We start from the raw sequence: 23,065 nt of genomic DNA, 5'->3' as shown, positions 1-23,065 counted from the left end.
TCTCACGCCGCCTCCGAAGACGCCAGCGTTTCAAGCGCGGCGCGCGCGTCCCATGGCGTCCACCACATTTTCAATCCGAGATCGCGCGCGATGATCCCCGCGGTGATGTAGCTCGGACCGCCGGAAATCGCCCCGCCCGGATGTGCGCCAGAGCCTGCATAATAGAGGTTCGGGATCGGCGTGCGGTAGCCGAAATGGTTATACATCACCTGCTCGGCGTTGAACGCGCCCATGAAAATGTCGCCATCGCGCATATTCGGCAACTCGAGCACATACTCGCGCGCCGTGTAAGCATAGCGGCCGATGATGTTGTCCTTGGTCATATTAAGACAATAGCGCGCATAAACTTCCTCGATCTTGTCCGAGAACTCTTCCTTGAAAGTCTCATAGTCGCGCTCGTTCATATCCTCCAGCAACGGCATCACATGCCAGGCATAGGTCGTGTGCTTTCCAGGAGGAGCCTGTGTCGGATCAAGCAGGCTGAGCGGGCCGGAGCCGAACTGGACAAGGCTCGGAACCCGGCCGGCTTGCACGTCGAGATGCGCCGAGAACAGATCCTGCATCGTCTCGGCGCCAAGGCTCCATTTCAGCGCACGATTGAGATTCGGATCGAACGCTGACGCCGCGAACCTCGGGCTTTCATGCAGGGCATGGTGCAGGCCGAACAATGTCCATTGCGTATACTTGAAGTTGTCGAGCTTCTGTCGGAACGTTTCCGGCAACTGCTCGCGGCCGAGCAGATCTTCGAGCGTCGTATGCACATCGACCGTGCTGGCAACGAATTGCGATGCGCGCACGGTTCGGCCATCGGCCAATTGAATACCGGTGGCGCGTCCGCCTTCTATGACAATCCTGTCGATCGATACCTGCGGCTGGAACGTGCCACCGGCAGCAATGAAGGTCTCCATCAAACCGCGAGCGAGATTGAACGAGCCACCCTGACAAAGCTGATAGCCGGTTTGCAGGTCGAACGCGCGGATCACCGAACCGGTCGGGCTGGTCTTCGATATCGTGTCGGTGAGCCAGGTGCCGAACAACGAGACTTTGAACAGAAACAGAAGCTTGACGTGTTCGTTCTCGAATAGCTCTTCCACCATATCGAGCGGCTGGCGCTGTGTCACTTCCAGAAAATCACGGCCGATCGCCGTGCGCGACAAGAGCCCATCGCGCTCGGATTGTGACAGCGGCTCGGCGTAGCGCTCCGGGATCAGAATTTTTGCCGTGATCTCTTCGGCACGCCGATTCCACTCTCGGAATGTCTGGGCGTCCTTTTTCGAGAAGCGCGCGATACTGGCGGTGGTCTCATCAAGATCGCGGCCGAGCACGAGCGCTGTTCCATCAAGATGCGCTTGCCCGAATTCATAGCGCGGCGTGATGTAGGTGACCTTGTCGCCGAGGTTGAGATCGGCGAACCAGGGCGCGTCGCTGATGCTGAAATGATTGATCGAGTGCAGGTTGTGATAGAATCCCGACTTCGTCACCTCGCGCGTACAAAGCCCACCGCCATAGGTCAGCCGCCGGTCCACCAGCAGAATGTTGAGACCGGCTTTGGCGAGATAGGAGCCGAGCACAAGCCCGTGCTGTCCTGCGCCGATGATGATGCCATCATAAGTCTTGTCGAGAGCTGGCACGCAATTTCCTCCGTACATCGTCGGCGTCGAGGCCAACGTTGCCGGCCATCATATACTTGACATAGCACATGGAAATCCCGGTACCGACATATCGGACCTGCGGAAGCGATTGGGGGCACCTTGACGACCACGTGCTGCAAACACATTAGGTTGTTCGGCGACGCAGCATGTGTGCGCATCGAAACGTAAGGATCATCTCATCGGCCTGATTCCAGCATGGGTGATCCATTGTCACCACGCCCCGATCGGGCTTCGACGATGACATCCGGACATCCACCACGTCAGCCGCTGCGCGGATGGTGTCCCCTGGACGAAGTGGCTTCAGCCACTTGACGTGTTCCATGCCCGGCGAGGCGATGATGGCTTCCGGCCACAGATTTAAATCGAAGAACAGCCGCATTGAGGCGCTGAGCGTGTGAAAACCCGATGCAATCAATCCGCCAAATGCGGATTTCTGCGCGGCTACCGGGTCGACATGATAATATTGCGGATCGAATTGTTTGGCGAAGGCAATGATATCGGCTTCCGTGACCGTCATGCTCTCCGTCTCGAAGCGTTGCCCCACCACCAGATCGTCCAGATAAAGTCCCATCTTCGTTCCTGCTATTTCACCTATGAGCAACACGGTGCACGAATGCTTCCAATGGAACAATCGGTTCCGTTGGCGCTATGGAACGCCACCCCCGTTACCATCGTCCGTCCAGCGGACCGGCTTTCGATGACATGCCTGTCTCTCGTAAAAAGTTAATGCCGAGCGCATTCATAAGACTGTGGAACGCCAGCGGACTATCAGGCCGCAGTGGGATGTTGTAGGAAGACCATAAGAATTCCTCACAGTGCATAGCGAATGTCTGCAAAAGCCCCAAACCAGAAGGAACTGCCGCTGATCGTTGGCATCAGTGGTGCGTCCGGTGCAATCTATGGTGTCCGCATCCTTGAAGTGCTTCGTAAGGTGGGTATCCCGTCACACCTCGTCATTTCCAAATCGGCCGCTATCACTCTGAAAGAGGAAGCGGACATTTCCATCGACGATGTGCGCCAACTGGCCGACGTCACCTATCCGATCGGCGATATTGGCGCGGCCATCTCCTCCGGTTCATTCCGCACGCGCGGCATGGTCGTGGCGCCCTGCTCAGTCCGGACCGTGTCCGAGATTGCCTATGGCAGCACCGACAATCTCATCACCCGCGCAGCCGACGTCGTGCTGAAAGAGCGGCGTCGCCTGGTCCTGGTGGTGCGCGAAACACCGCTCCATACCGGCCACCTTCGCAGCATGCTGGCGGCCACGGAGAACGGCGCCATCATCATGCCGCCGGTCCCGGCTTTTTATCATCGCCCGAAAACGATCGACGATATCGTCAACCAAACGGTCGGACGCTGCCTCGATCTGTTCGATATCGATGCCGGCATCGTGAAGCGTTGGCGCGATACGCCGGAAGATACTGGCACGTTAACGGCATGAGCAGCGGCCAGGATTTTTGGGACTTCTCTCTCGCTGTTTATCGGCAACCCGGCGTTCCGGAGGAATGCCTCGCCCTGCAGGACCGCCTTGGCGCCGATGTGAATCTGCTGCTGCTTTGCGCTTATCTTGGCGCGATGCGAAAGGCCTTACTCGACCGCGACGATATCCAAGCGGCTGTCGCTGCAAGCACAGCATGGCATACAGACGTCGTCCGCAACCTTCGCGCCGCACGACAGGCACTAAAGCCGTGGGAAGAGGGACGCGATTCGTTGGCTCAAGACGGCGCGCGTACGCTGCGCGGTGCCGTCAAGAAACTCGAACTGGATGCCGAGCGCATTGAACACGACCTGTTGGCCAATTGGGCACGCGCACGTCACTTCAAACCATCTTCGCCCGATGCTGCAGTCCTCAACAATATTCGCGCGCTCATTGAATATTATCAGCCCGTGGACGATGCCCCATCGCCGCCGAAACACTTGATAGCGGCAGCGCTGTCTCTCGCATCAGGCTGAACTTGAGTCATCATCTGTTTTGCCCATCCAACAGTCGCACCGCTTCGAACAGCGTGGCCGCGCCGGAGGCGACCTGCTCTTTGTCGGTCCACTCTTCCGGAGCGTGGCTTTTGCCGTCGCGGCAGGGAATGAACAGCATAGCGCTCGGGGCGATGCGCGCGACGAACGCCGCGTCGTGTCCCGCACCGGAGGCCAGTGGCATGGTCGAAAGCCCGAGCGCTTCCGCACCGCGCTTGAGCAGATCGAGCAAGTGCTCGTCGCAAATCGTTGGCTTGGTGCTCGACAGCACGTTGTATTGCGTGCGCCTCACATGGTCGCGCTCGGCAATCGCTTGGCTTTGCGCATCGAGCGCATCCAGGAATCCGCCGATCATCGCATGGTCCTCGGCCCGGATATCGAACACGAGACGCGCACGGCCGGGAACGACATTTGACGCATTCGGTTCGATATTGAGGATGCCGGTCGTCGCGACGAAGCGTCCCTGCTTGCGCGCGGCCAGCGCATTTGCCCGTTCGTTGACGAACAGCATCAGTTGCGCGGCAGCAAGACTCGCATCCTTGCGATATTCCATCAGCGTGGTGCCGGCGTGATCGGCAGCGCCTTCGAACACAACTTCGATGCGGGTGATGCCGACGATGGCGGTGACAAGACCGAGATCGATCTTGTTGTTCTGCAACACCACGCCCTGCTCGATATGCAATTCGAGATAGCCGGCGATATCGCTGCGCCACGCGCGATCGAGATGGGCGACATCGCCGCCGACGCGATTGATGGCGTCCGACAGCTTTTCGCCTGCTGCATTCGTGTAGGCCAGCATCTTGTCGTCGAGCACGCCGGCCATGCCGCGGCTGCCGACACAGGAGATGCCGTATTCGCTCGGCTCCTCGGCCAGGAAGTCGACGATCTCGATGGCGTGGCGCGGCGTATAACCCGCGGCCTTCATCGCCCGCACCACTTCCAAAGCAGCGAGCACACCGGCAGGACCATCGAAGCGGCCTCCGGACGGCACCGTATCGGAATGCGAGCCCAGCATAATGGTCGGCGCATCGCGCTCGGCGCCATCAAGCCGGCCGATCAGATTGGCGGCTTCATCAAGACGGACCGTAAGCCCCGTTTCTTCGAAGCGCGCTTTAAGCCACTCCCGGCCTTTGAGAAAGAGCGGAGAGAAGGACCGGCGCGTATACGGCTTATCGGGATCAGTGATGGCGGCAAGCGCCATCAGGTCATTCCACAGACGGTCGGCATCGATGAGGGACTTTGGCATCAATCTTTGACCATACACAGTTTAACGCGACCGCTTCAACTTTAAGCCACTATGCGATAATCCAATTCATCCCGCCACCTGACAAGCTGACATGCCCGAACCGATCGTTTACGCCATCCTGGCGATGGCCTGCTACGGATTCTCCGATTTCATCTATAAACAGGCCGCAACCGCGGGCATCCGCGCCGATCACTTCCTGATGGCGCAAGCCTGGGTCTTCTGTCCGACCGTCATCGTCTATGCGCTGGCGACCGGAACGATGACATTCACCCTCGCGGCCTTGTGGGGCTCGCTCGCGGGCGGTCTTTATTTCGTCGGGTTCTATTTCTTCATCCGCAGCCTTGCAGCCGGCGCGGTCAGCACCAACGCAACGATTTTCAGGCTGAATTTCATCGTCACAGTGACATTGTCGATCGCCTTTTTGGGCGAGCATTTGACAACGACCAGAATGGCCGGCCTTGTGCTGGCGCTGACGGCAACCTGGCTCTTGGTCGGCACAGGATCACTTGCTGGCTCGGCGTCCTCACCTGTGCAACGCAAGTCGCTGATCCAGGTCACGGTGGCCACTATCGCCTTCGGTACAGCAACGTTCTTTCACACGGTCGGGCTGCGATCCGGTGCCGGACCCGAAATCCTCATGGTCGCACAGGCCGCGGTATTCATGCCGCTGGCCACGTTTATCGTTTTTCACGCAAAGGGCACTGTTCGTCTGCCGGCCGCGACTTTCAAATATAGTCTTCCCGCTTCCATTGCGCTGCTCTGCGCCACGCTGTTCCTCCTGCGCGGCCTCGCTCTCGGCCAGGCCAGCGCATTGGTGCCGATCGCGCAAATGGGCTTCATCGTCGCGGCGCTGCTCGGGATATTCGTGCTACGGGAGGCGGTCACAGTGCGCAAAGCGGCTGGCCTTGCGTTTGCGCTATGTGCGCTGGCGGCGCTGGCCGCAAGCTGACGCCAGTCCGGCGTCGGACGTCCAATGCTACGAGCGCTTCGCGGCCGTGTCATCGAATCCACTCAATTCGGCGCGGATCATCTTGAAGATCCGCCTGGCATAAGCCTCGACGGATTCGCTTTTTTGCCGATCCTGCCAAGTCTCCTTGCCGATCCGCATGGCGCCGATCACCATCATCGCCAGCAGGCGTGCACGGAGATAACCGTCCTTGCCCTTCGTGCGCTTGGCCAGCGCATCCACCAGCACCTGCTCCAGCTTGGCATATTTCATTTGGTCGCGCGCACGCAGTGCCGGCGTCTCGCAAATGAGGTCGCCGATGGCGAGCGTTCGCGGATCGGCCACCGCTTTCGTCACGACCGCAACGAAAGCTTCCTCGATGACGCTCAGGAGCGGCTCGTCAGCCGGGCGTTCCGCCACGGCGGCGGCGAGAGACTCGCCGAAGCCATCCTGCCAGGCAAAGATCACGTCTTCCTTGGTCGGGAAATAATCAAAGAAGCTGCGCTTCGAGACATCCGCCGCCGCCGCGATGTCGTCGACCGTCGTGGCGTCGAAGCCGCGCTCGATGAACAGGGCGATCGCAGCCTGACTGATTCGCTCGCGGGTCTGACGGCGCTTGCGCTCGCGCAGACCCTCGGCGGTCTTGTTGTTATTTTTATTCGATCCGCGCATGCCCATGCCGGTTATGGTATTGCCCCTGCAGACGCGCTGCCGATGCGGGGATAGCATCCGCAGCCTATCGGGACAATGATCGCGGGCGCTTCTGCGTGTGTGGTCATCCAATGTCTCCGAAGCGGCGGTTGGCAATTGTGACCGGCCGGCGCCGAACGATCTTGTAAACAGCGGCCGGAGGAATGTTGCGGGCGACGCGTCCGACCAAGGTGGCCTTAAGGCCCAAGCGGTCGAGAATCGGACGCGGCACCGGACAACGCAGCCCGTAAGTGAACTGATAAAACGCGCCGCCCGGCCGCATATAGCTGAAAGTGCCAGACAGAATCGACGTCACCTTGCGTGGCGACATTGACAGCAGCGGCAATCCGCTGACGACGGAGCCGACTGGCGCGCCGGCATAAATCTCGTAGCGCGAAAGCTGCGCCGCATCCATCCACAGAACACGCGCCTGCGGAAAGCGAAACTGCAGCATGCGCATGAATTCCGAGCCGTATTCGACCAGCGTGAGATCGCGTTCGCTGACGCCGCGCGCCAGCAGCGCCTTGGTGAACACACCGGTACCTGGCCCGAGCTCGAGCACCGGGCCGTCGTCCGGCGCAATGTCCCGCGTGATCAGCCGGGCCAAGGCTTCTCCCGATGGCGCAACCGCGGCCACCCGCAGCGGATCGGCGATCCAGGATCGAAAGAACTGAACGAAATCGAGGCACCCTGTCGTCGCAGCGCTCGTCACTGAAAATCTCCGCTTTTATGATTTCATCACACGCAAATATTTATCTATTGCAAGTTTGCATTAAGTGCAATAAATATCCGTTCATCGGTCGGGCAATCTGCACCCTGCGGAGAAGGACAGCGCCTCATGAGCGATTGGATCGACTGGCCCAGCGCACCGGAACAACCGGTTTGCCGTCGCCGGCAACAGGCCGATAGCCTCAAGTCCATCTTCGCTGGTCATTGGATCGGCCGCGCCCGTTACGCATCGCGCCGCCGCATCATTCCGACTTCAACCATCCGTATTGGAGAATGTCATGCCCGCCTGGAGCACCGCGAATATTCCGTCACAAACCGGACGGGTTGCCGTCATCACCGGAGCGACAAGTGGCATCGGTTATGAAACCGCACTGGCGCTAAGCGAAGCCGGTGCGCGTGTGATCATCACGTCGCGCAACGGGATGAAAGCTGCGGAAGTGGTCGCGAATATCCGCAAGGCGCATCCGGCTGCCGAGATTTCCTTCGAACCGATCGATCTCGCCAGCCTGTCATCTGTCGCCGCCGGCGCCGAACGGATTTCGCGATCCGTGCCGCGCATCGATCTGCTCATCAACAATGCCGGCGTGATGGCGATCCCCACGCCTTTCGTCACCGCCGAGCGATTCGAGATGCAATTCGGCGTCAATCATCTCGGTCATTTCGCGCTGACGATGCATCTGTTGCCAAAAGTACTGTCATCGTCCGCCGCCCGCGTTGTCACGCTCAGCAGCCTCGCCCACCGGTCCGGCCGGATCAATTTCGACGATCTGCAATCGGAGAAACGCTATTCGTCATGGGGCGCCTATTGTCAGTCGAAGCTCGCCAATCTGATGTTCAGCATGGAATTGGAGCGCAGGGCGCGCTCTGAAAACTGGCCGCTGATCAGCAACGCCGCCCATCCCGGCTTTGCACGCACCGGATTGCAGAGCACAGGTCCACGGATGGGCCGCGGTGGGAGGCCCGCGCCCATGGAGCGGCTCGGGACATGGCTTGGGCCGCTTTTATCGCAATCTGCGGCCGCCGGTGCATTACCGACATTATACGCAGCAACATCGCCGGATGCTGTGGGAGGCGTGCTGTATGGTCCGAACGGCTTTTATGAAATGAAAGGCTCCCCACACCAGGCGAAGATTGCGCAACGCGCGCTCGATCAAGCCACATGGCGCCGACTATGGGACGTCTCCGAACAGCTCACCAGCGTGACCATTGCAAGGCCGATCGCGGCCTGACACAACGAACTCATCAATATGTATCAGAGTGTATCAGAAACCTCTGTATTTGCAGCGACACCGTGACGCAACGCAATGCTGCCACCGACAGCATTGCGTTCTGCAAGTGGCTGCCATGCCGTCAGAAAATCCCTCTTCAATCCGGTCTTGATCGTCTCGGAATATCAAGCGCCATCGATTGTTGATTTGAAATAATCCAATTACAAGTTTGGATTACGTCTACGCGGTCGTTCGGTAGATGTGCCGGCGGGCAAATACCACCTGGAGAGGTTGGATAATGATTCTCAACATCAATGGCAAAGATCACGACGTCGACGTGGATCCCGACACGCCCCTATTGTGGGTCCTTCGGGAAAATGTTGGCCTGACCGGCACAAAATATGGATGCGGCATTGCACAATGCGGTGCCTGCACGGTGCATGTCGATGGCGTGGCCACTCGCTCCTGCTCATTCACCGTCAGCGGCGCTGTCGGCACCAAAGTCGTCACGATCGAAGGCCTCGCGCAAAACGGTGCGCTGCACAAAGTACAGCAGGCATGGATCGACAATGACGTGCCGCAATGCGGCTATTGCCAGTCCGGCCAGATCATGGCGGCCGTTGAGTTGCTCAACAATAACCCGAAGCCAACCGACGCCGACATCGACCAGCAGATGACCAATATCTGCCGGTGCGGCACCTTCCAGCAAATCCGCGCGGCCATTCATGCCGCGGCGAAAGCTTGAGGGAGGCCCGCATGAATTTCCAACCGAAAATCAATCGCCGCGCTTTCGTCATCGGTTCAGCCGCCGTCGGCGGCGGACTCGCGCTCGGCATTCCCTTTGGCGGCGATGCGCTGGCGCAAGCCGGTGCGGCCGACCAGTTCGGCGAGAATCTCACCCCGAACGAACTCGGCATCTGGGTCGCCATCAAGCCGGATGACACCGTTGCCATCCGCGTTGTCCGCGCCGAAATGGGCCAGGGCTCGCAGACCGGTCTTGCCCAGTTGATCGCGGAAGAACTGGATTGCGACTGGGCAAAGGTCACAACCGAATATCCGACGCCCATGGACAACGTGAAACGCAAACGCGCCTGGGGCAATTACAATTCCAGCGGCAGCCGCGCTATTCGCGAGTCGCATCAATATGTGCGTGAAGGCGGTGCCGCTGCACGCCTGATGCTAATCCAGGCCGCGGCCAATGAGTGGAAGGTGCCGGCCTCCGAATGCACCGCATCGGCAGGTGTCATCACCCACAAGGCCTCGAACCGCACGACAACCTACGGCAAGGTTGCGGCCGCTGCGGCCAAGCTCCCAGTGCCGGAAAAGCCAGCGCTCAAGGATCCGAAGGACTGGAAGATTGCCGGCAAGCCGCTGAAGCGCCTCGATACCGCCGACAAGGTCGTCGGCAAAATGATGTATTCGATCGACTTCAAGATGCCGGGCATGCTCAGTGCCGCGATCAAGGATTGCCCTGTGTTTGGCGGCAAGGTGAAGAGCTTCGACGCCTCCAAAGTCTCCGGCATGAAAGGCGTCAAGAAGGTGCTGCAGGTCGACGACAAGTCGGTCGCGGTCGTTGCCGATACCTGGTGGCAGGCCAAGACAGCGCTCGACGCATTGCCGATCGAATGGGACAAGGGCGAGAATGAAAAGGTTTCGTCTGAATCGATCGCCAAGTGGCTCGAGGAAGGGCTGACGGCTGAAAACGCCTATGTCGGCAACAAGCAGGGTGACGCCACTGCCGCCCTCTCCGGCGCGGCAAAGAAAGTTGAAGCGGTTTACGCCTATCCGTTCCAGAACCACGTCTGTCTCGAGCCGATGAACGCCACGGTGCTCTACACGCCCGAGAAATGCGAGGTCTGGACCTCAACGCAGAACGGCGAAGCCGCTTATGCCGCAACCATCGCGGCGTCGGGCTTGCGCGCCGATCAATGCGAGATCCACCGGCTGATGCTCGGCACCGGCTTCGGCCGGCGCACGCGCAGCGAATATGTGACCGAGGCCGTGCTGATCGCCAAGCAAATGCCCGGCATTCCGGTCAAGCTGCTAAAGTCTCGCGAAGAGGACATGACCAACGGTGTCTATCACCCGGTCACGCAATGCAAGCTGACCGGCGCACTCGACAAGGACAACAACCTCGTCGGCCTGCATATGCGTATATCGGGACAATCGATCCTGTCTTATGCGCGTCCGGAAGCGATGAAAGGTGGTGCTGATCCCATCATCTTCCAAGGCCTCAATCCTGGCGGCGCCGAAGGCGCGTTAGGATACGACATTCCGAACCTCTTGATTGATCACTCCCTGCGCAATCCGCACGTGCCGCCATGGTTCTGGCGCGGCGTGAACAACAACCAGAACGCCATCTATCTGGAATGCTTCATCGACGAGCTGGCACAGGCGGCGGGGCAGGACCCGCTCGCATTCCGGCGCAAGATGATGGCAAAACACCCGAAGCATCTGGCGGTGCTCAATGCCGTGGCCGAACGCGTCGGCTGGGACAAGCCGGCTCCGCAAGGCATCTTCCGCGGCCTTTGCCAGCACATGGGCTATGGCAGCTATGTTGCTGCCGCGGCCGAAGTATCGGTGCAGGACAACAAGGTGAAGATGCATCGCATCGTGGCGGCGACGAATCCCGGACACGCGGTGAATCCGGCGCAGATCGAGCGCCAGATCGCCGGCTCATTCGTGTATGGCTTGTCGGCACTCTTCCATGGCGGCATCACGATCAAGGACGGCGCTGTGGTCGAAACCAATTTCGACACTTATGACTCGCTCCGCATGGCTGAAATGCCGAAGGTGGAATCGGTCATCATGCCGTCAAATGACTTCTGGGGTGGCGTCGGCGAGCCCACGATCTTCGTGGCCGCACCGGCCGTACTCAACGCCATCTTCGCGGCGACCGGGCGACGCTATCGCACCTTCCCGCTGAAGAACCATAACCTCGAGATCGCGTGAACACGCGCGTCGATCGCAGGCAATTGATCAAAGCAGCCGCGGCTAGCACCGCGGCTGCTGCATTTCCAATGCCCGTGCTCGGGCAAGCGACAGGCCCGTCTGTCGTTGTCATCGGCGGCGGCTTCGGCGGTGCAAGCTGCGCACGGGCGCTGCGCCAGGCCGATCCGAAATTGAAGGTCACACTGGTCGAGACCAACGCGACCTACACCGCGCCACCGGAAAGCAACTCCGTCATCGCCGGCCTTGTCGACATCAAGGCCCAGCAATTCGGTTACGATCGGATCAAGTCCGAAGGCGTCGATGTCGTCATTTCGACTGCCACCGCCGTCGATCCAGCGAAGAAAACCGTCACTCTCGCAAACGGCACGACACTGAATTACGAACGTTTGGTCATCTCGCCCGGCATCACGTTCAAAGCCGATGCAATCGAGGGATACGACAAGGCAGCCATGGCTGCAATGCCGCCCGCCTACAATAGCGGTAACGAGATCATCACGCTGAGGCAGCAACTGGAAGCGATGGAAGATGGCGGCACGGTCGTCATCTCGTCGCCGGTCAATCCGGCGCGGTGCCCTCCCGCCCCCTATGAACGTGCGAGCCTGATCGCTCATTTCCTGAAGACCAAAAAGCCACGCTCGAAGGTGATCATCCTCGACGCCAAGGACAGCTTCACGATGCAGAAGCTGTTCGAAGCCGCATGGCAGGACCTCTATCCCGGCTTGATCGAATGGATCGGGCTTTCGCAGGGCGGCGCGCTCATCAGCGTCGATGCCGCAACCAGGACACTCTCGACTGACTTCGACAAATATCAGACTGCCGTCGCCAGTATCATCCCGCCGCAAATTGCAGGACATGTTGCGGAATTCGCCGGAGTTGCCGACCGCACCGGCTGGTGTCCGGTCGACCCGCTGACATTTGAATCGAGATTGCGTCCCGGCATTCATGTCATCGGCGATGCGGCGATTGCAGGCGCGATGCCGCGTTCGGCCTCTGCTGCTCATTCGCAAGCGCAGATCTGTGCCGCCGCGATTGCCGCCCAGCTTGCCGGCAACAAGCCCGCAGCACCGACGCTGACCTCGTCATGCTACAGCCTGATCGCGCCCGACTATGCGATCTCGCAGAAAGGCACCTATCGCCCGGTGGATGACCAATATAACGAGGCGGAAGGCGGCACGGTTCTGAGCCCGCAGAATGCATCACGCGATATGCGCGTCGCTGAAGCTCAGCAGGCCGGCGAATGGTACCGCAACATCACGCAATCGGTGTTCGGATGAAGCGCGTGGCATTCGCATTCGCTATCCTTGCGATTGGTTGCATGCCCAGTGAGGCAAGATCGCTGCTGACATACGATATCGTCGGCGATGCGATTCCGACATCGCTCACCGGAACGCCCGGCGATCCTGTGCGCGGCCGCGCGATCGTCGTAAAGCGCGAGTCGACGTGCCTGCTCTGCCATTCCGGCCCGTTTCCCGACCAACGCTTTCAGGGGAACCTTTCGCCCGATCTGACCGGTGCTGGCGCACGCTGGTCGGAGGGAGAATTGCGGCTGCGCATGGTCGACGCGTCGCATCTGAACCCCGACACGATCATGCCCTCGTTCTACAAAACCGATGGTCTGACGCGCGTCGCACCGAACCTTCGCGGCAAACCAGTGTTGACCGCTGAGGAGATCGAAGACGTCGTCGCCTTTCTGACCACGCTGAAGGATGAGTGAGATGCTGGACAAATCTCCCGTTGTCAAAGCAACGCGCCGCACTTTCCTGGCCGGTGCCGGCGCGCTGATGATCGTGCGACCGGCCGGCGCAACACCGCAGTCCATGGCCGCCGCAATCCGTCAAGTCGCAGGCGAAGCCGAGATCAAGACTGGCAGGATCCAGCTCGAGCTGCCGCCACTGGTCGAGAATGGCAATTCGGTGGCGACGACCGTCAGGGTCGAGAGCCCGATGACGGCGAGCGATTATGTGAAAGCGATCCACATCTTCACTGAAAAGAATCCACAACCGAACGTCATCAGCGTCAAGCTCGGACCACGCTCCGGCAAGGCCGAGTTTCAAACCCGCATCCGCCTCGCCGACACGCAACGGGTCGTCGCCGTCTGCGAAATGTCGGATGGATCATTCTGGTCCGACAAGGTCGATGTGATCCTGACGCTCAGCGCCTGCCTGGAGGACCCGGTCTGATGGCTGCACGCACACTCGTCAATGTCCCACCGAAAGCCAAGCGCGGCGATGTGATCCAGATCCGCACACTGATCTCGCACATCATGGAGAACGGCTTCCGCCACAACAATATGGGCCAACCGATCCCGCGCGACATCATCACATCGTTCGTCTGCACCTATAACGGCGAGACGATCTTCGACGCGACGCTGTATCCGGCGATTTCCGCAAATCCGTTTCTGACATTTCATACCGTCGCGATCGAGAGCGGCACCATCAACTTTAAATGGACCGGCGACAACGGCTTCACACAGGAAGCCTCGGCCAAGATCATGGTCGAATGAACGGACGATTATTGGCGGCAAGTGTTGTTGCGGGCCTGCTCGTGTTTGCAGCGGCGTTGTCGGCCGCCGAGATCCCACTGGACCAGCGCCGTTCGTCCTATGAAGACATGAGCCGCGACAACAAGGCAATGCAGGACGACGACACTACCAACCCGGCCATGCTGTTCGTGCTGGATGGCGAAGCGTTATGGAATGCCAAGGCCGGCGCATCCGGCAAGTCCTGTGCCGATTGTCATGGCGATGCCGCCACCAGCATGAAAGGTGTCGCGGCGCGCTATCCCGCTTTCGACGGCGGCAACGGCCAGCCGGTGAATCTGGAACAGCGCATCAACATATCGCGCGAACAGGATCAGAAATCACCGCCACTGGCTTACGAAAGCCGAGAGTTACTGGCACTGACAGCCTATATCGCCATGCAATCGCGTGGCGAACCGATCGCGCAATTCGACGACCCGCGGCTCAAGCCTTTCCTTGAAAAAGGCAGCGCGATGTTTCACCAGCGCCAGGGTCAGCTCAATCTGTCATGCGCGCAATGCCATGACGACAACTGGGGCAAGAGCCTCGCTGGCAATATCATCCCGCAGGCGCATCCGACCGGTTATCCGATCTACCGTCTGGAATGGCAGAATCTCGGTTCGTTGCAGCGGCGGCTTCGCAACTGCATGACCGGCATTCGCGCCGAGCCCTATCCGCTCGGCGCGCCCGAATATGTGGACCTCGAGCTGTTCCTGATGTGGCGTGCGCGCGGAATGACAATGGACGCACCCGGCGTGCGGCCCTGAAGCGCCGCGCGGCGCGCCTCATATTCATCCGTTGCTGGTTCAGAACTACGCTGCGCCCTTGCGCTGCGACAGCTGCGGCAGGCCAATGATCGTCCGAGCCTCCGCAGGCGTCGCCGGCTCCATACCGAATTCGCGGATAATGCGGACCACACGCTCGACCAGTTCGACATTCTTTGCGAGCCGACCACGCGAATAATAGAGGTTGTCTTCAAGACCCACCCGGACGTGGCCGCCAAGCAAAAGCGACTGCACCGCGGCATTGAGCTGCGCGATGCCGATGGCGCTGACGTTGAAAATCGCGCCCTCCGGCATCAACTCGACCATTTGCTGCAGCACCTTGGGCGTATAGGGCATCGCGCCCTGGAATCCCTTATTGGCATTCAGTACGAAGTTGACGAAATAAGGCTTGGTATCAAGCCCTGCATCGAGGCACGCCTGCACGTCCTGGATCAGGTGGGTGGGCGAAAACACTTCCCATTCCGGTTTGATGCCACGCTTCTGCATCTCGGCCGCAAGGAATTTGCAGCGCGACGGCGAGGTATTCATCAGGATTTCGCGGCCTTCAAAGGTCGCATTGATCGTTGTCGGGTCGAGCGTGCACATCTCCGCGCCAGCTTCCATGCCTTTCAGGCGCTCCTCCCAGATGATCTCGTAATAGCCATTCTCCGCCTTGCGCACCATGTCGCCATTGATGCCGCCGCCGGTGGAGTTGTTGAGGATGATGTCGCATTTATCGCGGATCAGCTTGTTGATCGTCCGATATATTTCCGGATTGCAGGTCGCTTCGTCGTCGGGCCGTCGCGCATGCACCGCGACCAGGCTGGCGCCGGCATTGTAGCAGCGATACACGTCGTCGGCGATTTCCTGCGGCTGCGTCGGGATGTTTGGGTTTTGCTTTTTGCTGGCCATACCACCGGTCGGCGCGATGGTGACGATGACTTTCGGCGTTTCCATTTCTCATCCTCTCCTGTTGTAAGATCCCTAGACGTCGGCCGTTTCTTTCAAACGATATGTGTCCCGCAGGACCTTGCGAAGCACCTTCCCAGCCGCATTTTTCGGCAGACTTTCCGTAATAAAAATATGCTTTGGGCATTTGTAGCCCGCCAGCTTTTGCCGCGCGCGCGACAGGAGCATATCCGCCGCCGCGCCTTCGCTCCTGAGCACGACCGCAGCGACGACTTTTTGCACCCAGCGCGGGTCCGGTAGATCGAACACGGCAACCTCGGCGATGTCGACGTCCTGCAGCAAGACGTCTTCAACTTCACGCGGATAGACATTCTCACCACCGGTGACGATCATGTCGCTCTTACGGTCAAGAATAGAGAGATAATCCTCATCATCGATGCGGCCGAGATCGCCCGTATGTAGCCAGCCATCCTGCATGATCTGCGCGGTGAATTCGGGATTACGCCAGTAGCGGGCCATGGTCATCGGGCTGCGAACGAGAATTTCGCCGATGTCCTCATCCTCGGCATTGTCGAGCGGCGCAAGACGCAATGTAACAGCGTCCAATGTCCTCCCGCAGGCGAGCAGCAAGTTTTCGCGCCCTGCTCGGGCAAGGCGATGATCACCCGGTGTCAGGCAGGTCACCATACCGGCCTCGGTCGAGCCATACCCTTGCGCAAAATTGCAGGCAAAAGTTGCCGTCGCCCGCTTCAATGTTTCCGTCGGCATGGACGACGCAGCATAGAACATCAGGCGCAAGCCCGAGAGATCGAACGTGGCAATATTTGGCTGTTCCAGCAGCGTGTGGATCATCGTCGGTACGAGATGCGTATTGGTGACACGATGTCGCGCCATCAATTCCAGTGCGCCCTGTGGGTCGAATTGCGGCATGATGATCGTGGTGCAGCCGGCAGCGAAACTCGGAAACAGATGATACCACATGCCGCCGACATGAAAAAACGGCATCGGCGCCAGCGTCACGTCGACATCGGAAAAGCCAAACATCTCAGTGATCGCAGCTTCGCAATTCAGCAGCAGACCGCGATGGGTCAGTTCGGCACCTTTCGGGATACCGGTCGTGCCGCTGGTGTAGAGGAGGCACGCCGTATCGTCAGGTGAAATCAGTGCTTCGATCGGCGTTGGCGATGCACCGGCAAGCAGCGCTTCGTAACCGAGCCAGCTGCCCGGCGGCGCATCGAAGCCTATGAAATGCTGCACGAAAGGAAGCGCCTCGCGAATTGCGTCGATCACTGGAGTGAACGACTGATCGACGATCAGGGCGGCAGGCTCCGCGTTCTCCAGCACAATCTGCAATTCGCGCGGCGCCAATCGCCAGTTTAAAGGCAACGCAATCAATCCGCTCGCCGAAACGCCATAGCCCTCGACATACTCAATGCGGTTGCGCGACAGGATGCCGACGCGATCACCCGGCTTCAGACCGCGATCCAGCAAAGCATTGTTGAGGCGTATGACGCGTTCATAGAGCTCCGCGAACGAGCGCACGCGTCCATCCGGCATGACGAAAGCGGGCTTTTCGCCGAACCGTTCGGCATTCAGCCGATAAACATCACCAATCACCAGAGAGCGGAGTGCGCTCATGACAACGTCGCTTTCAGACGTCGGGCCTCGTCACCTTCGCGGCCCGTTTTTCGAAAAAGGCACGCAACCGTTCTTTCGCATCGGTTGAGCTCTGCACAACGCCTGATACCATCGCCTCGGTGAACAGGCCTTCTTCCGGTCCCATCTCGGCAATGCGGGGCAACGCCTGGATAATCGCGTAATTGCTCAGCGGTGCATTGGTGGCGATGCGCCTGGACAATTCGATGCCTTTCGCCAGTCCCTGGCCCTCCCCGACCAGATACTGCGCAAAGCCGAACAGATAGCCGTCCTGCGCGTTCAGCGTGCGGCCAGTCATCATCAGATCGAACACACGCGGCACGCCGATCAATCGCGACAGCCGCATCGAACCACCACCACCGAGGAAAATGCCGCGCTGGCCTTCTGGCAGGCCGTAATACGTCGACGGCTCTGCCACACGGATATGCGCACAACTCGCCAGTTCAAGCCCGGCACCGATCACTGCGCCATGCAGCACCGCAACCACAGGCGCGCGCGAATACTGCACGTGATGGAACGCTTCGTGCCATTCGCGCGACAGCATCGCGCCTTCCGCAGCATCCTTCTCCGACAATTCGGACAGATCGAGACCGGCGGAAAAATTGTCGCCCTCACCACAGATCACCACGCCCTTCACATCGTCGGCGAGATTGGAAAAGAATAAACGGATGCCGAGCAGCATTTCGCCACCGATCGCATTCCGCTTTTCCGGTCGCGACAAGCGCAAAATGACGATGTCGTCACGCCGCTCCGCACGTAGAGATGGCGGCAACTCGACGTTCAGCTTGCCCCAGTTCATCCCCATGCAAACCTCCGCAGATTTCCTCACCATCGGCGCAGGTTAGCCCCGCTGCCTTTGTTCCATACTTTTCAGTATGGACATTCTGCCCATCCTTTGTCAATTTGAGTTTGTTGAATTTGCATCTTTGCGCACGGCTTCACGGCCCTATTCGGAAGACCACCATGCGGATTGTCATCATCGGGGCAGGCCCAGCCGGGCTCTATCTTTCACTGCTGCTCAAGCGTAGCGGCTTGTCCGTGGAAGTGACTGTCGTCGAGCAGAATGCACCGGATTCGACATTTGGGTTTGGTGTCGTATTCGGCGAGAACGCGCTCGAGTTTCTGAAGGAAGACGATCCGGAGATTTTTGGCGCCATCACGCCGGAACTGGAGATTTGGAATGATATAGCCGTCGTCCACCGCGGTGTAAGGGTGCCCATCGACGGCATCGGTTTCAGTGCCATAGGGCGGCTTCACCTTCTCCAGCTTTTGCAGCAACAGGCGCGTGCCGAAGGGATTACCATCCACTTCAACCGTCAGGTCTCCGACCTTTCGGAATTCGCCGATGCCGATCTGATTGTCGGCGCCGATGGCGTGAGTTCGCTGGTGCGGCGCTCTGATGAGACGGCGTTTGGGACCAAACTGTCCTACCTGACGAACCGGTTCGCCTGGTTCGGCACCACCAAAGTGTTCGACGTCCTGACGCAAACCTTTATCGAAACGCCATCGGGCGCCATCACCGCGCACCATTACCGCTACTCTCCTACGATGAGCACATTCCTCGTCGAGTGCAACGAGAAGACGTTCTTCGACAGCGGTTTCGACCGCATGAGCGAGGATGAGACACGCAAAACTCTACAGCAGCACTTTGCAGAGACGCTGGACGGCCATCCGCTGATCTCGAACCGGTCAATCTGGCGGCAATTCCCGGTCATCAGGAACGAGCATTGGTCTTCCGGCAACAAGGTGATCCTCGGCGATGCGCTACACACGGCGCATTTCTCGATCGGATCGGGAACGCGGCTGGCGATCGAGGATGCGATTGCTCTGGCCCGCGCCATCCGCGCTCATCCCCGAGATGTTCGCGAGGCCCTTGCGGCTTATGAGGCGCAGCGCAAGCCGATCCTCGCCAAGCTGGTCACGGCCGCCAACAACAGCGCGGCTTGGTACGAGAATTTCAGCAACCACATGGCGCTGGCGCCCTACGATTTCGCGATGTCCTATCTCTCGCGCACCGGCCGCATGGATATCGAGCGTATCCGCAAGGTCGCGTCGAAATTCGTTGCCGAATACGAACGGCAGACGAAGGGCGCGGCGTAGCCGCGTCCCGGAATGACAGTGGTTATTGCGGCCTCAACCCCATCCCGCCGGCAATCATGTTGCGCATGACCTGCGATGTACCGGCGACGACGGTCGCAATCCGCGAATCCCGATAGTGCCGCTGCATCGGATATTCCATGCTGTAGCCGTAGCCGCCGTAGACCTGCATGCCCATGTTAGCGACCTTGACATAGACTTCGGAGGCGAACAGCTTCGCCATGTTGATCTCGTTCATGGCGTTGTGCCCGGCATCAACCATCCACGCAGCGCGATACATGAGCGAGCGCGCGGCCTCCACTTCGGTCTGCATGTCTGCCAGCATATGCGCGATCGACTGGAAATGACCGATCGGACGGCCGAACTGCTTGCGCTCCTTCGCATAATTTAGCGCGAGATCAACCACGCCCTGCGCGCTGCCGACATCGCAAGCCGCGACCGTAATCCGCTCGGTTTGCAAGCCGGACAGGAGAGCATCCCAGCCGTTGTTCACGCCGCCAATAATCTGGTCTTCGGGCACGCGGACATCTTCCAACGTGACCTCGTAGGTGCCCATGCAATAGCGGCCCAGCATGTCGAGTTTACGCATCGAGATGCCGGGCCGGCCGTTCTCAATCAGGAAGAGTGACATCCCCTGCCGGTAATGCGCGTTTGTATCGGTACGCGCATAGAGACAGATGACGTTATCCTTTGCGCCCGCACCGGATTGCCAGACCTTGCGCCCGTTGAGCACCCAGTCCTTCCCATCCTTACGCGCCGACGTGCGGATCGCGCCAACATCGGAGCCAGCGTCGGGCTCCGAAATTCCAATCGAAAACTTGATCTCGCCGTTGATCAGTCGCGGGATCCATGCCTTCTTCTGTTCGTCGGAGCCTTTGCGCGCCACCGTCAGTCCGCAGAAGAGCGCGCCCGCATAGGCCATCACGAGGTCGGCACTGGTGCGGCCAATCTCTTCCGACACCAGCGCAAGATCGAGCACGTTGCCGTCAGCGCCGCCGAGGTCTTCGGAGAAGGGAAGCCCGAAGAGACCGGCCGCGGTCCACGCCTCGAACAATTCATGCGGATAGGCGCGCTCACGATCCAGCTTGGCCACATACTCCGGCGTTGCGACCCGCTCCATCAATTTGCGGACGCTGTCGCGCAAAAGAATCTGCTCTTCGGAGAAAGAAAAATCCACGTTTCACTCCTGTTCTTTCCATCGGAGCGGATACTGTCCGCCACACGCTCTTACGACGCGCTTTTGCCGAGATAGGTTGCCATCACCTTCGGGTCCCGCATCAGCTCGGATGCCTTGCCTTGATGCACGACCTCACCCGACTCCAGCACATAGCCGTAATCGGCGGTTTCCAGCGCAGCACGCGCATTCTGCTCGACCAGCAACATCGTCACGCCCTGCGCACCGAGCTGTGTGATGATCTTGAAGATCTCGCGCACGATGATCGGTGCGAGACCAAGACTTGGCTCATCCAGCATCAGAAGTTTCGGGCGTCCCATCAGCGCACGACCGAGCGCCAGCATCTGCCGTTCACCGCCCGATAGCGTACCGGCAAGCTGCTCCCGCCGTTCGCGCAGCCGTGGAAACAGCGTATAGACTTTCTCAAGGTCCTCTTTCACCTGCGCGCCGTTGCGCCGGTGAATGTAGGCACCAAGCAGAAGATTGTCCGCCACCACCATGTCGGTGAACAGTTCGCGCGTTTCGGGAACGAGAACAACGCCCCGCTCAACGCGCCTTTCGACCTGCGCATCACCGATGTCTTCGCCACGATAGATAATCCGGCCAGTTGCCGGCAATTGCCCCATCAGAGACTTGAGCAGCGTCGTCTTGCCGGCACCGTTCGGGCCGATGATGGTGACGATTTTTCCCTCCTCAACGGCGAAGCTGACATCCTTCACCGCATTCAGCTTGCCGTAGGAGACCGACAGGTTTTTTGCTTCGAGCATCGCGTTCATTCGATGCTCCCGAGATAGGCTTCCTGCACGGCTGGATTGGCCTGGATTTCGGCCGGCGCACCTTCGGCAAGCTTCTTCCCGAAATCCAGCACGACCACACGATCGGCGAGGCTCATGACGAAATCCATATCATGCTCGACAAGCAGGATACTCTTGCCATCGGCACGCAGGCCGCGCAGCAATTCGGCCAGCGCCTTCTTCTCAAGGCTCCGCAGACCGGCCGCGGGCTCATCCAGCATGATCAGCAGCGGACCGGCTGCAAGGGCGCGCGCCACTTCCAGCACGCGCTGCTGCCCGAGAGCGAGATTACCCGCCAGATCATGTGCCTTGTCGGCAAGGCCGACCCGCTCAAGCTCACGCATCGCCTCATTGTAGACGGCACGTTCCTCGACACCATCGAGCTTCAGCGCGCCGGCGATGAAGCCCGATCGCGTGCGCTGGTAACAACCAAGCATTACGTTTTCGAGCAGCGTCATGGTCGGTCGCAGTTTCACATGCTGGAAGGTACGCGCCATGCCAAGCGACACGACTTCATGCGGCTTGACCCCGGAAAGATCACGGCCCGCAAATGTCACGTGGCCAGCGGTGAGCTTCAATGCACCGGTGATGAGATTGAAGCTCGTGCTTTTCCCTGCGCCGTTTGGGCCGATCAGCGCAGTGATCGTGCCGGCTTTCACCTCGAAGCTCACATTATCGACGGCGACGAGGCCGCCGAACCGCTTGGTCATGCCGTCCACGTTGAGCAAGACGCTGCCACGGCCGGGCGGCGCAATCTCCGGCAGGCTCACTCCGCTTCCTTTTGCGGGCGGAGCTGTCATGTCGGTCTTGAACGGCAAATATTGGCGCACCAGGGGAACGATACCGCTACGCGACTTGTGCAGCAGCAGGATGAACAGACAACCGAATACCACAATCTCGAGGTTGGCGCTGTTGCTCGTGATATGCGGCAACAAATCCTGCAACCAGTTCTTGGCGAGAGCGACTGCCGCCGCGCCGACGAGAGCACCGCTGATCGTACCGGCACCGCCGAGCACCGCCATCAACAGATACTCGATACCGGCTTTCAGATCGAACGGAGCCGGGCTGACAAAGCGCGTCATATGCGCATACAGCCAGCCGGAAACACCGGCGAGCGCTGCCGCGATGACGAACACGCATAATCGCACCCAGAACACGTCGATGCCAAGGCTTTCGGACATGCCCTTGCCGCCACGCAGTGCGCGGATGGCGCGCCCCTGGCGCGATCGCAGAAGGTTAGCCGCTGCGATCAACGCTACGCCGCAAAACGCCCAGATGATATAATAGAGCTTCTGCGGCTCATCGAAGGCGTAACCGAATAGCGACACCGGCGGGATATCGCCAATGCCGCCATGCGCGCCGAGAAACTGAAAGTTTCCGAAGCTCAGATAGATCGCGACACCCCATGCAATCGTCGTCAGCGGCAGATAGTGACCGCCGAGATGCAGCGTAATGTATCCGAGCGCGAGCGCGACAAAGCTCGTCAACGCGATTGCGACCAACAGACCTATCCACGGCGACCAGCCTATCGCGGTCGTGAGATAGGCAGTGGCGTAAGCGCCGATGCCGACAAAGGCCGCCTGCCCGAACGATGTGATGCCACCGCAACCGGTTAGCAGCACGAGGCCAAGCGTGATCAGCGTATAGATCCCGATATAATTCAGAAGTGTGACAATGAACCCATCAAACAGCAACGGAACGGCAGCAATGGCGACTGCAAACAAGCCAATGACAATGAGACGAAATGCACGTGTCACGG

23 protein-coding genes are annotated in these 23,065 nt (G+C 59.6%); 12 read left to right on the top strand and 11 right to left on the bottom strand.

What is annotated here, in order from left to right; translation table 11 throughout:
- Window positions 1-2: 2 nt before the first annotated feature.
- Window positions 3-1,631 carry a phytoene desaturase family protein gene (locus CAK95_RS15065; RefSeq protein WP_086088640.1) on the bottom strand — a complete coding sequence of 543 codons (1,629 nt, stop codon included), beginning with the start codon at window positions 1,629-1,631 and terminating at the stop codon, window positions 3-5.
- A gap of 145 nt (window positions 1,632-1,776) precedes the next feature.
- A complete protein-coding gene (locus CAK95_RS15060) occupies window positions 1,777-2,283 on the bottom strand; it encodes a MaoC family dehydratase (protein WP_198343724.1) in 507 nt (168 codons plus the stop codon).
- A 195-nt stretch (window positions 2,284-2,478) separates the two neighbouring features.
- On the opposite strand from CAK95_RS15060, the gene CAK95_RS15055 reads away from it, so the two are divergent.
- Complete coding sequence (locus CAK95_RS15055) at window positions 2,479-3,093, top strand: UbiX family flavin prenyltransferase (protein WP_086088638.1); 615 nt, start codon at window positions 2,479-2,481, stop codon at window positions 3,091-3,093.
- Complete coding sequence (locus CAK95_RS15050; protein ID WP_086088637.1) at window positions 3,090-3,605, top strand: TIGR02444 family protein; 516 nt, start codon at window positions 3,090-3,092, stop codon at window positions 3,603-3,605. The genes CAK95_RS15055 and CAK95_RS15050 overlap by 4 nt, the downstream gene beginning before the upstream one ends.
- 10 nt (window positions 3,606-3,615) lie before the next feature.
- Here the strand turns inward: CAK95_RS15050 and CAK95_RS15045 are convergent, their stop codons facing one another.
- Window positions 3,616-4,869, bottom strand: a complete 1,254-nt coding sequence (locus CAK95_RS15045; RefSeq protein ID WP_086088636.1) for a Zn-dependent hydrolase — start codon at window positions 4,867-4,869, stop codon at window positions 3,616-3,618.
- A gap of 91 nt (window positions 4,870-4,960) precedes the next feature.
- Here CAK95_RS15045 and CAK95_RS15040 point away from each other — a divergent pair, with 91 nt between their 5' ends.
- The gene (locus CAK95_RS15040) at window positions 4,961-5,818 is read left to right on the top strand and encodes an EamA family transporter (protein ID WP_086088635.1); all 858 of its coding nucleotides are present in this window, start codon (window positions 4,961-4,963) and stop codon (window positions 5,816-5,818) included.
- 27 nt (window positions 5,819-5,845) lie between these two features.
- On the opposite strand, the gene CAK95_RS15035 is transcribed toward CAK95_RS15040, so the two are convergent.
- Entirely contained in the window at window positions 5,846-6,487 is a 642-nt protein-coding gene (locus CAK95_RS15035) for a TetR family transcriptional regulator (RefSeq protein ID WP_086091437.1), read from the bottom strand.
- A 103-nt stretch (window positions 6,488-6,590) separates the two neighbouring features.
- Window positions 6,591-7,217 (bottom strand): class I SAM-dependent methyltransferase, encoded by a 627-nt coding sequence (locus CAK95_RS15030; RefSeq protein ID WP_086088634.1) that lies wholly within the window; start codon window positions 7,215-7,217, stop codon window positions 6,591-6,593.
- A gap of 295 nt (window positions 7,218-7,512) precedes the next feature.
- Here CAK95_RS15030 and CAK95_RS15025 point away from each other — a divergent pair, with 295 nt between their 5' ends.
- The 8 genes from CAK95_RS15025 to soxA all read left to right on the top strand — a co-directional run bounded on the left by CAK95_RS15025 (window position 7,513) and on the right by soxA (window position 14,679).
- The gene (locus CAK95_RS15025; RefSeq protein WP_086088633.1) at window positions 7,513-8,463 is read left to right on the top strand and encodes an oxidoreductase; all 951 of its coding nucleotides are present in this window, start codon (window positions 7,513-7,515) and stop codon (window positions 8,461-8,463) included.
- A 274-nt stretch (window positions 8,464-8,737) separates the two neighbouring features.
- Window positions 8,738-9,187 (top strand): (2Fe-2S)-binding protein, encoded by a 450-nt coding sequence (locus tag CAK95_RS15020; protein WP_086091436.1) that lies wholly within the window; start codon window positions 8,738-8,740, stop codon window positions 9,185-9,187.
- An 11-nt stretch (window positions 9,188-9,198) separates the two neighbouring features.
- On the top strand, window positions 9,199-11,394 hold the full coding sequence (locus CAK95_RS15015; RefSeq protein WP_086088632.1) for a xanthine dehydrogenase family protein molybdopterin-binding subunit: 2,196 nt from the start codon (window positions 9,199-9,201) through the stop codon (window positions 11,392-11,394).
- Entirely contained in the window at window positions 11,391-12,668 is a 1,278-nt protein-coding gene (locus CAK95_RS15010) for an NAD(P)/FAD-dependent oxidoreductase (protein ID WP_245303411.1), read from the top strand. The genes CAK95_RS15015 and CAK95_RS15010 overlap by 4 nt, the downstream gene beginning before the upstream one ends.
- A complete protein-coding gene (gene soxX, locus CAK95_RS15005; RefSeq protein WP_183044348.1) occupies window positions 12,665-13,108 on the top strand; it encodes a sulfur oxidation c-type cytochrome SoxX in 444 nt (147 codons plus the stop codon). Before CAK95_RS15010 ends, soxX begins: the two co-directional genes overlap by 4 nt.
- A 1-nt stretch (window position 13,109) precedes the next feature.
- Window positions 13,110-13,574 (top strand): SoxY-related AACIE arm protein, encoded by a 465-nt coding sequence (locus CAK95_RS15000; protein WP_086088631.1) that lies wholly within the window; start codon window positions 13,110-13,112, stop codon window positions 13,572-13,574.
- Complete coding sequence (gene soxZ / locus CAK95_RS14995) at window positions 13,574-13,897, top strand: thiosulfate oxidation carrier complex protein SoxZ (protein WP_086088630.1); 324 nt, start codon at window positions 13,574-13,576, stop codon at window positions 13,895-13,897. Before CAK95_RS15000 ends, soxZ begins: the two co-directional genes overlap by 1 nt.
- Window positions 13,894-14,679: a sulfur oxidation c-type cytochrome SoxA gene (gene soxA, locus CAK95_RS14990; RefSeq protein WP_245303410.1), complete on the top strand. Its 786-nt coding sequence runs from the start codon at window positions 13,894-13,896 to the stop codon at window positions 14,677-14,679. The genes soxZ and soxA overlap by 4 nt, the downstream gene beginning before the upstream one ends.
- A 45-nt stretch (window positions 14,680-14,724) precedes the next feature.
- Here the strand turns inward: soxA and CAK95_RS14985 are convergent, their stop codons facing one another.
- Genes CAK95_RS14985 through CAK95_RS14975 form a run of 3 tightly spaced genes read right to left on the bottom strand, consistent with a single transcriptional unit; the run spans window position 14,725 to window position 18,046 of the window.
- Complete coding sequence (locus CAK95_RS14985) at window positions 14,725-15,633, bottom strand: beta-keto acid cleavage family enzyme (protein ID WP_086088628.1); 909 nt, start codon at window positions 15,631-15,633, stop codon at window positions 14,725-14,727.
- A 27-nt stretch (window positions 15,634-15,660) separates the two neighbouring features.
- The gene (locus CAK95_RS14980; RefSeq protein ID WP_086088627.1) at window positions 15,661-17,223 is read right to left on the bottom strand and encodes a class I adenylate-forming enzyme family protein; all 1,563 of its coding nucleotides are present in this window, start codon (window positions 17,221-17,223) and stop codon (window positions 15,661-15,663) included.
- Between the two features lie 13 nt (window positions 17,224-17,236).
- Window positions 17,237-18,046: a crotonase/enoyl-CoA hydratase family protein gene (locus CAK95_RS14975; RefSeq protein WP_183044349.1), complete on the bottom strand. Its 810-nt coding sequence runs from the start codon at window positions 18,044-18,046 to the stop codon at window positions 17,237-17,239.
- Between the two features lie 158 nt (window positions 18,047-18,204).
- On the opposite strand from CAK95_RS14975, the gene CAK95_RS14970 reads away from it, so the two are divergent.
- Window positions 18,205-19,341 carry an FAD-dependent monooxygenase gene (locus tag CAK95_RS14970; RefSeq protein WP_086088625.1) on the top strand — a complete coding sequence of 379 codons (1,137 nt, stop codon included), beginning with the start codon at window positions 18,205-18,207 and terminating at the stop codon, window positions 19,339-19,341.
- 22 nt (window positions 19,342-19,363) lie between these two features.
- Here CAK95_RS14970 and CAK95_RS14965 read toward each other — a convergent pair whose 3' ends face one another.
- From CAK95_RS14965 to CAK95_RS14955, 3 genes are read right to left on the bottom strand one after another with little or no spacing between them, the layout of a single operon-like run.
- Complete coding sequence (locus CAK95_RS14965) at window positions 19,364-20,515, bottom strand: acyl-CoA dehydrogenase family protein (RefSeq protein WP_086088624.1); 1,152 nt, start codon at window positions 20,513-20,515, stop codon at window positions 19,364-19,366.
- A gap of 50 nt (window positions 20,516-20,565) precedes the next feature.
- On the bottom strand, window positions 20,566-21,288 hold the full coding sequence (locus CAK95_RS14960) for an ABC transporter ATP-binding protein (RefSeq protein WP_086088623.1): 723 nt from the start codon (window positions 21,286-21,288) through the stop codon (window positions 20,566-20,568).
- On the bottom strand, window positions 21,285-23,063 hold the full coding sequence (locus CAK95_RS14955; RefSeq protein ID WP_086088622.1) for a branched-chain amino acid ABC transporter ATP-binding protein/permease: 1,779 nt from the start codon (window positions 23,061-23,063) through the stop codon (window positions 21,285-21,287). The genes CAK95_RS14960 and CAK95_RS14955 overlap by 4 nt, the downstream gene beginning before the upstream one ends.
- Window positions 23,064-23,065: the final 2 nt, after the last annotated feature.

Source organism: Pseudorhodoplanes sinuspersici (assembly GCF_002119765.1).
Lineage (GTDB): Bacteria > Pseudomonadota > Alphaproteobacteria > Rhizobiales > Xanthobacteraceae > Pseudorhodoplanes > Pseudorhodoplanes sinuspersici.
This window is presented reverse-complemented; position numbering and strand designations above follow the sequence as displayed.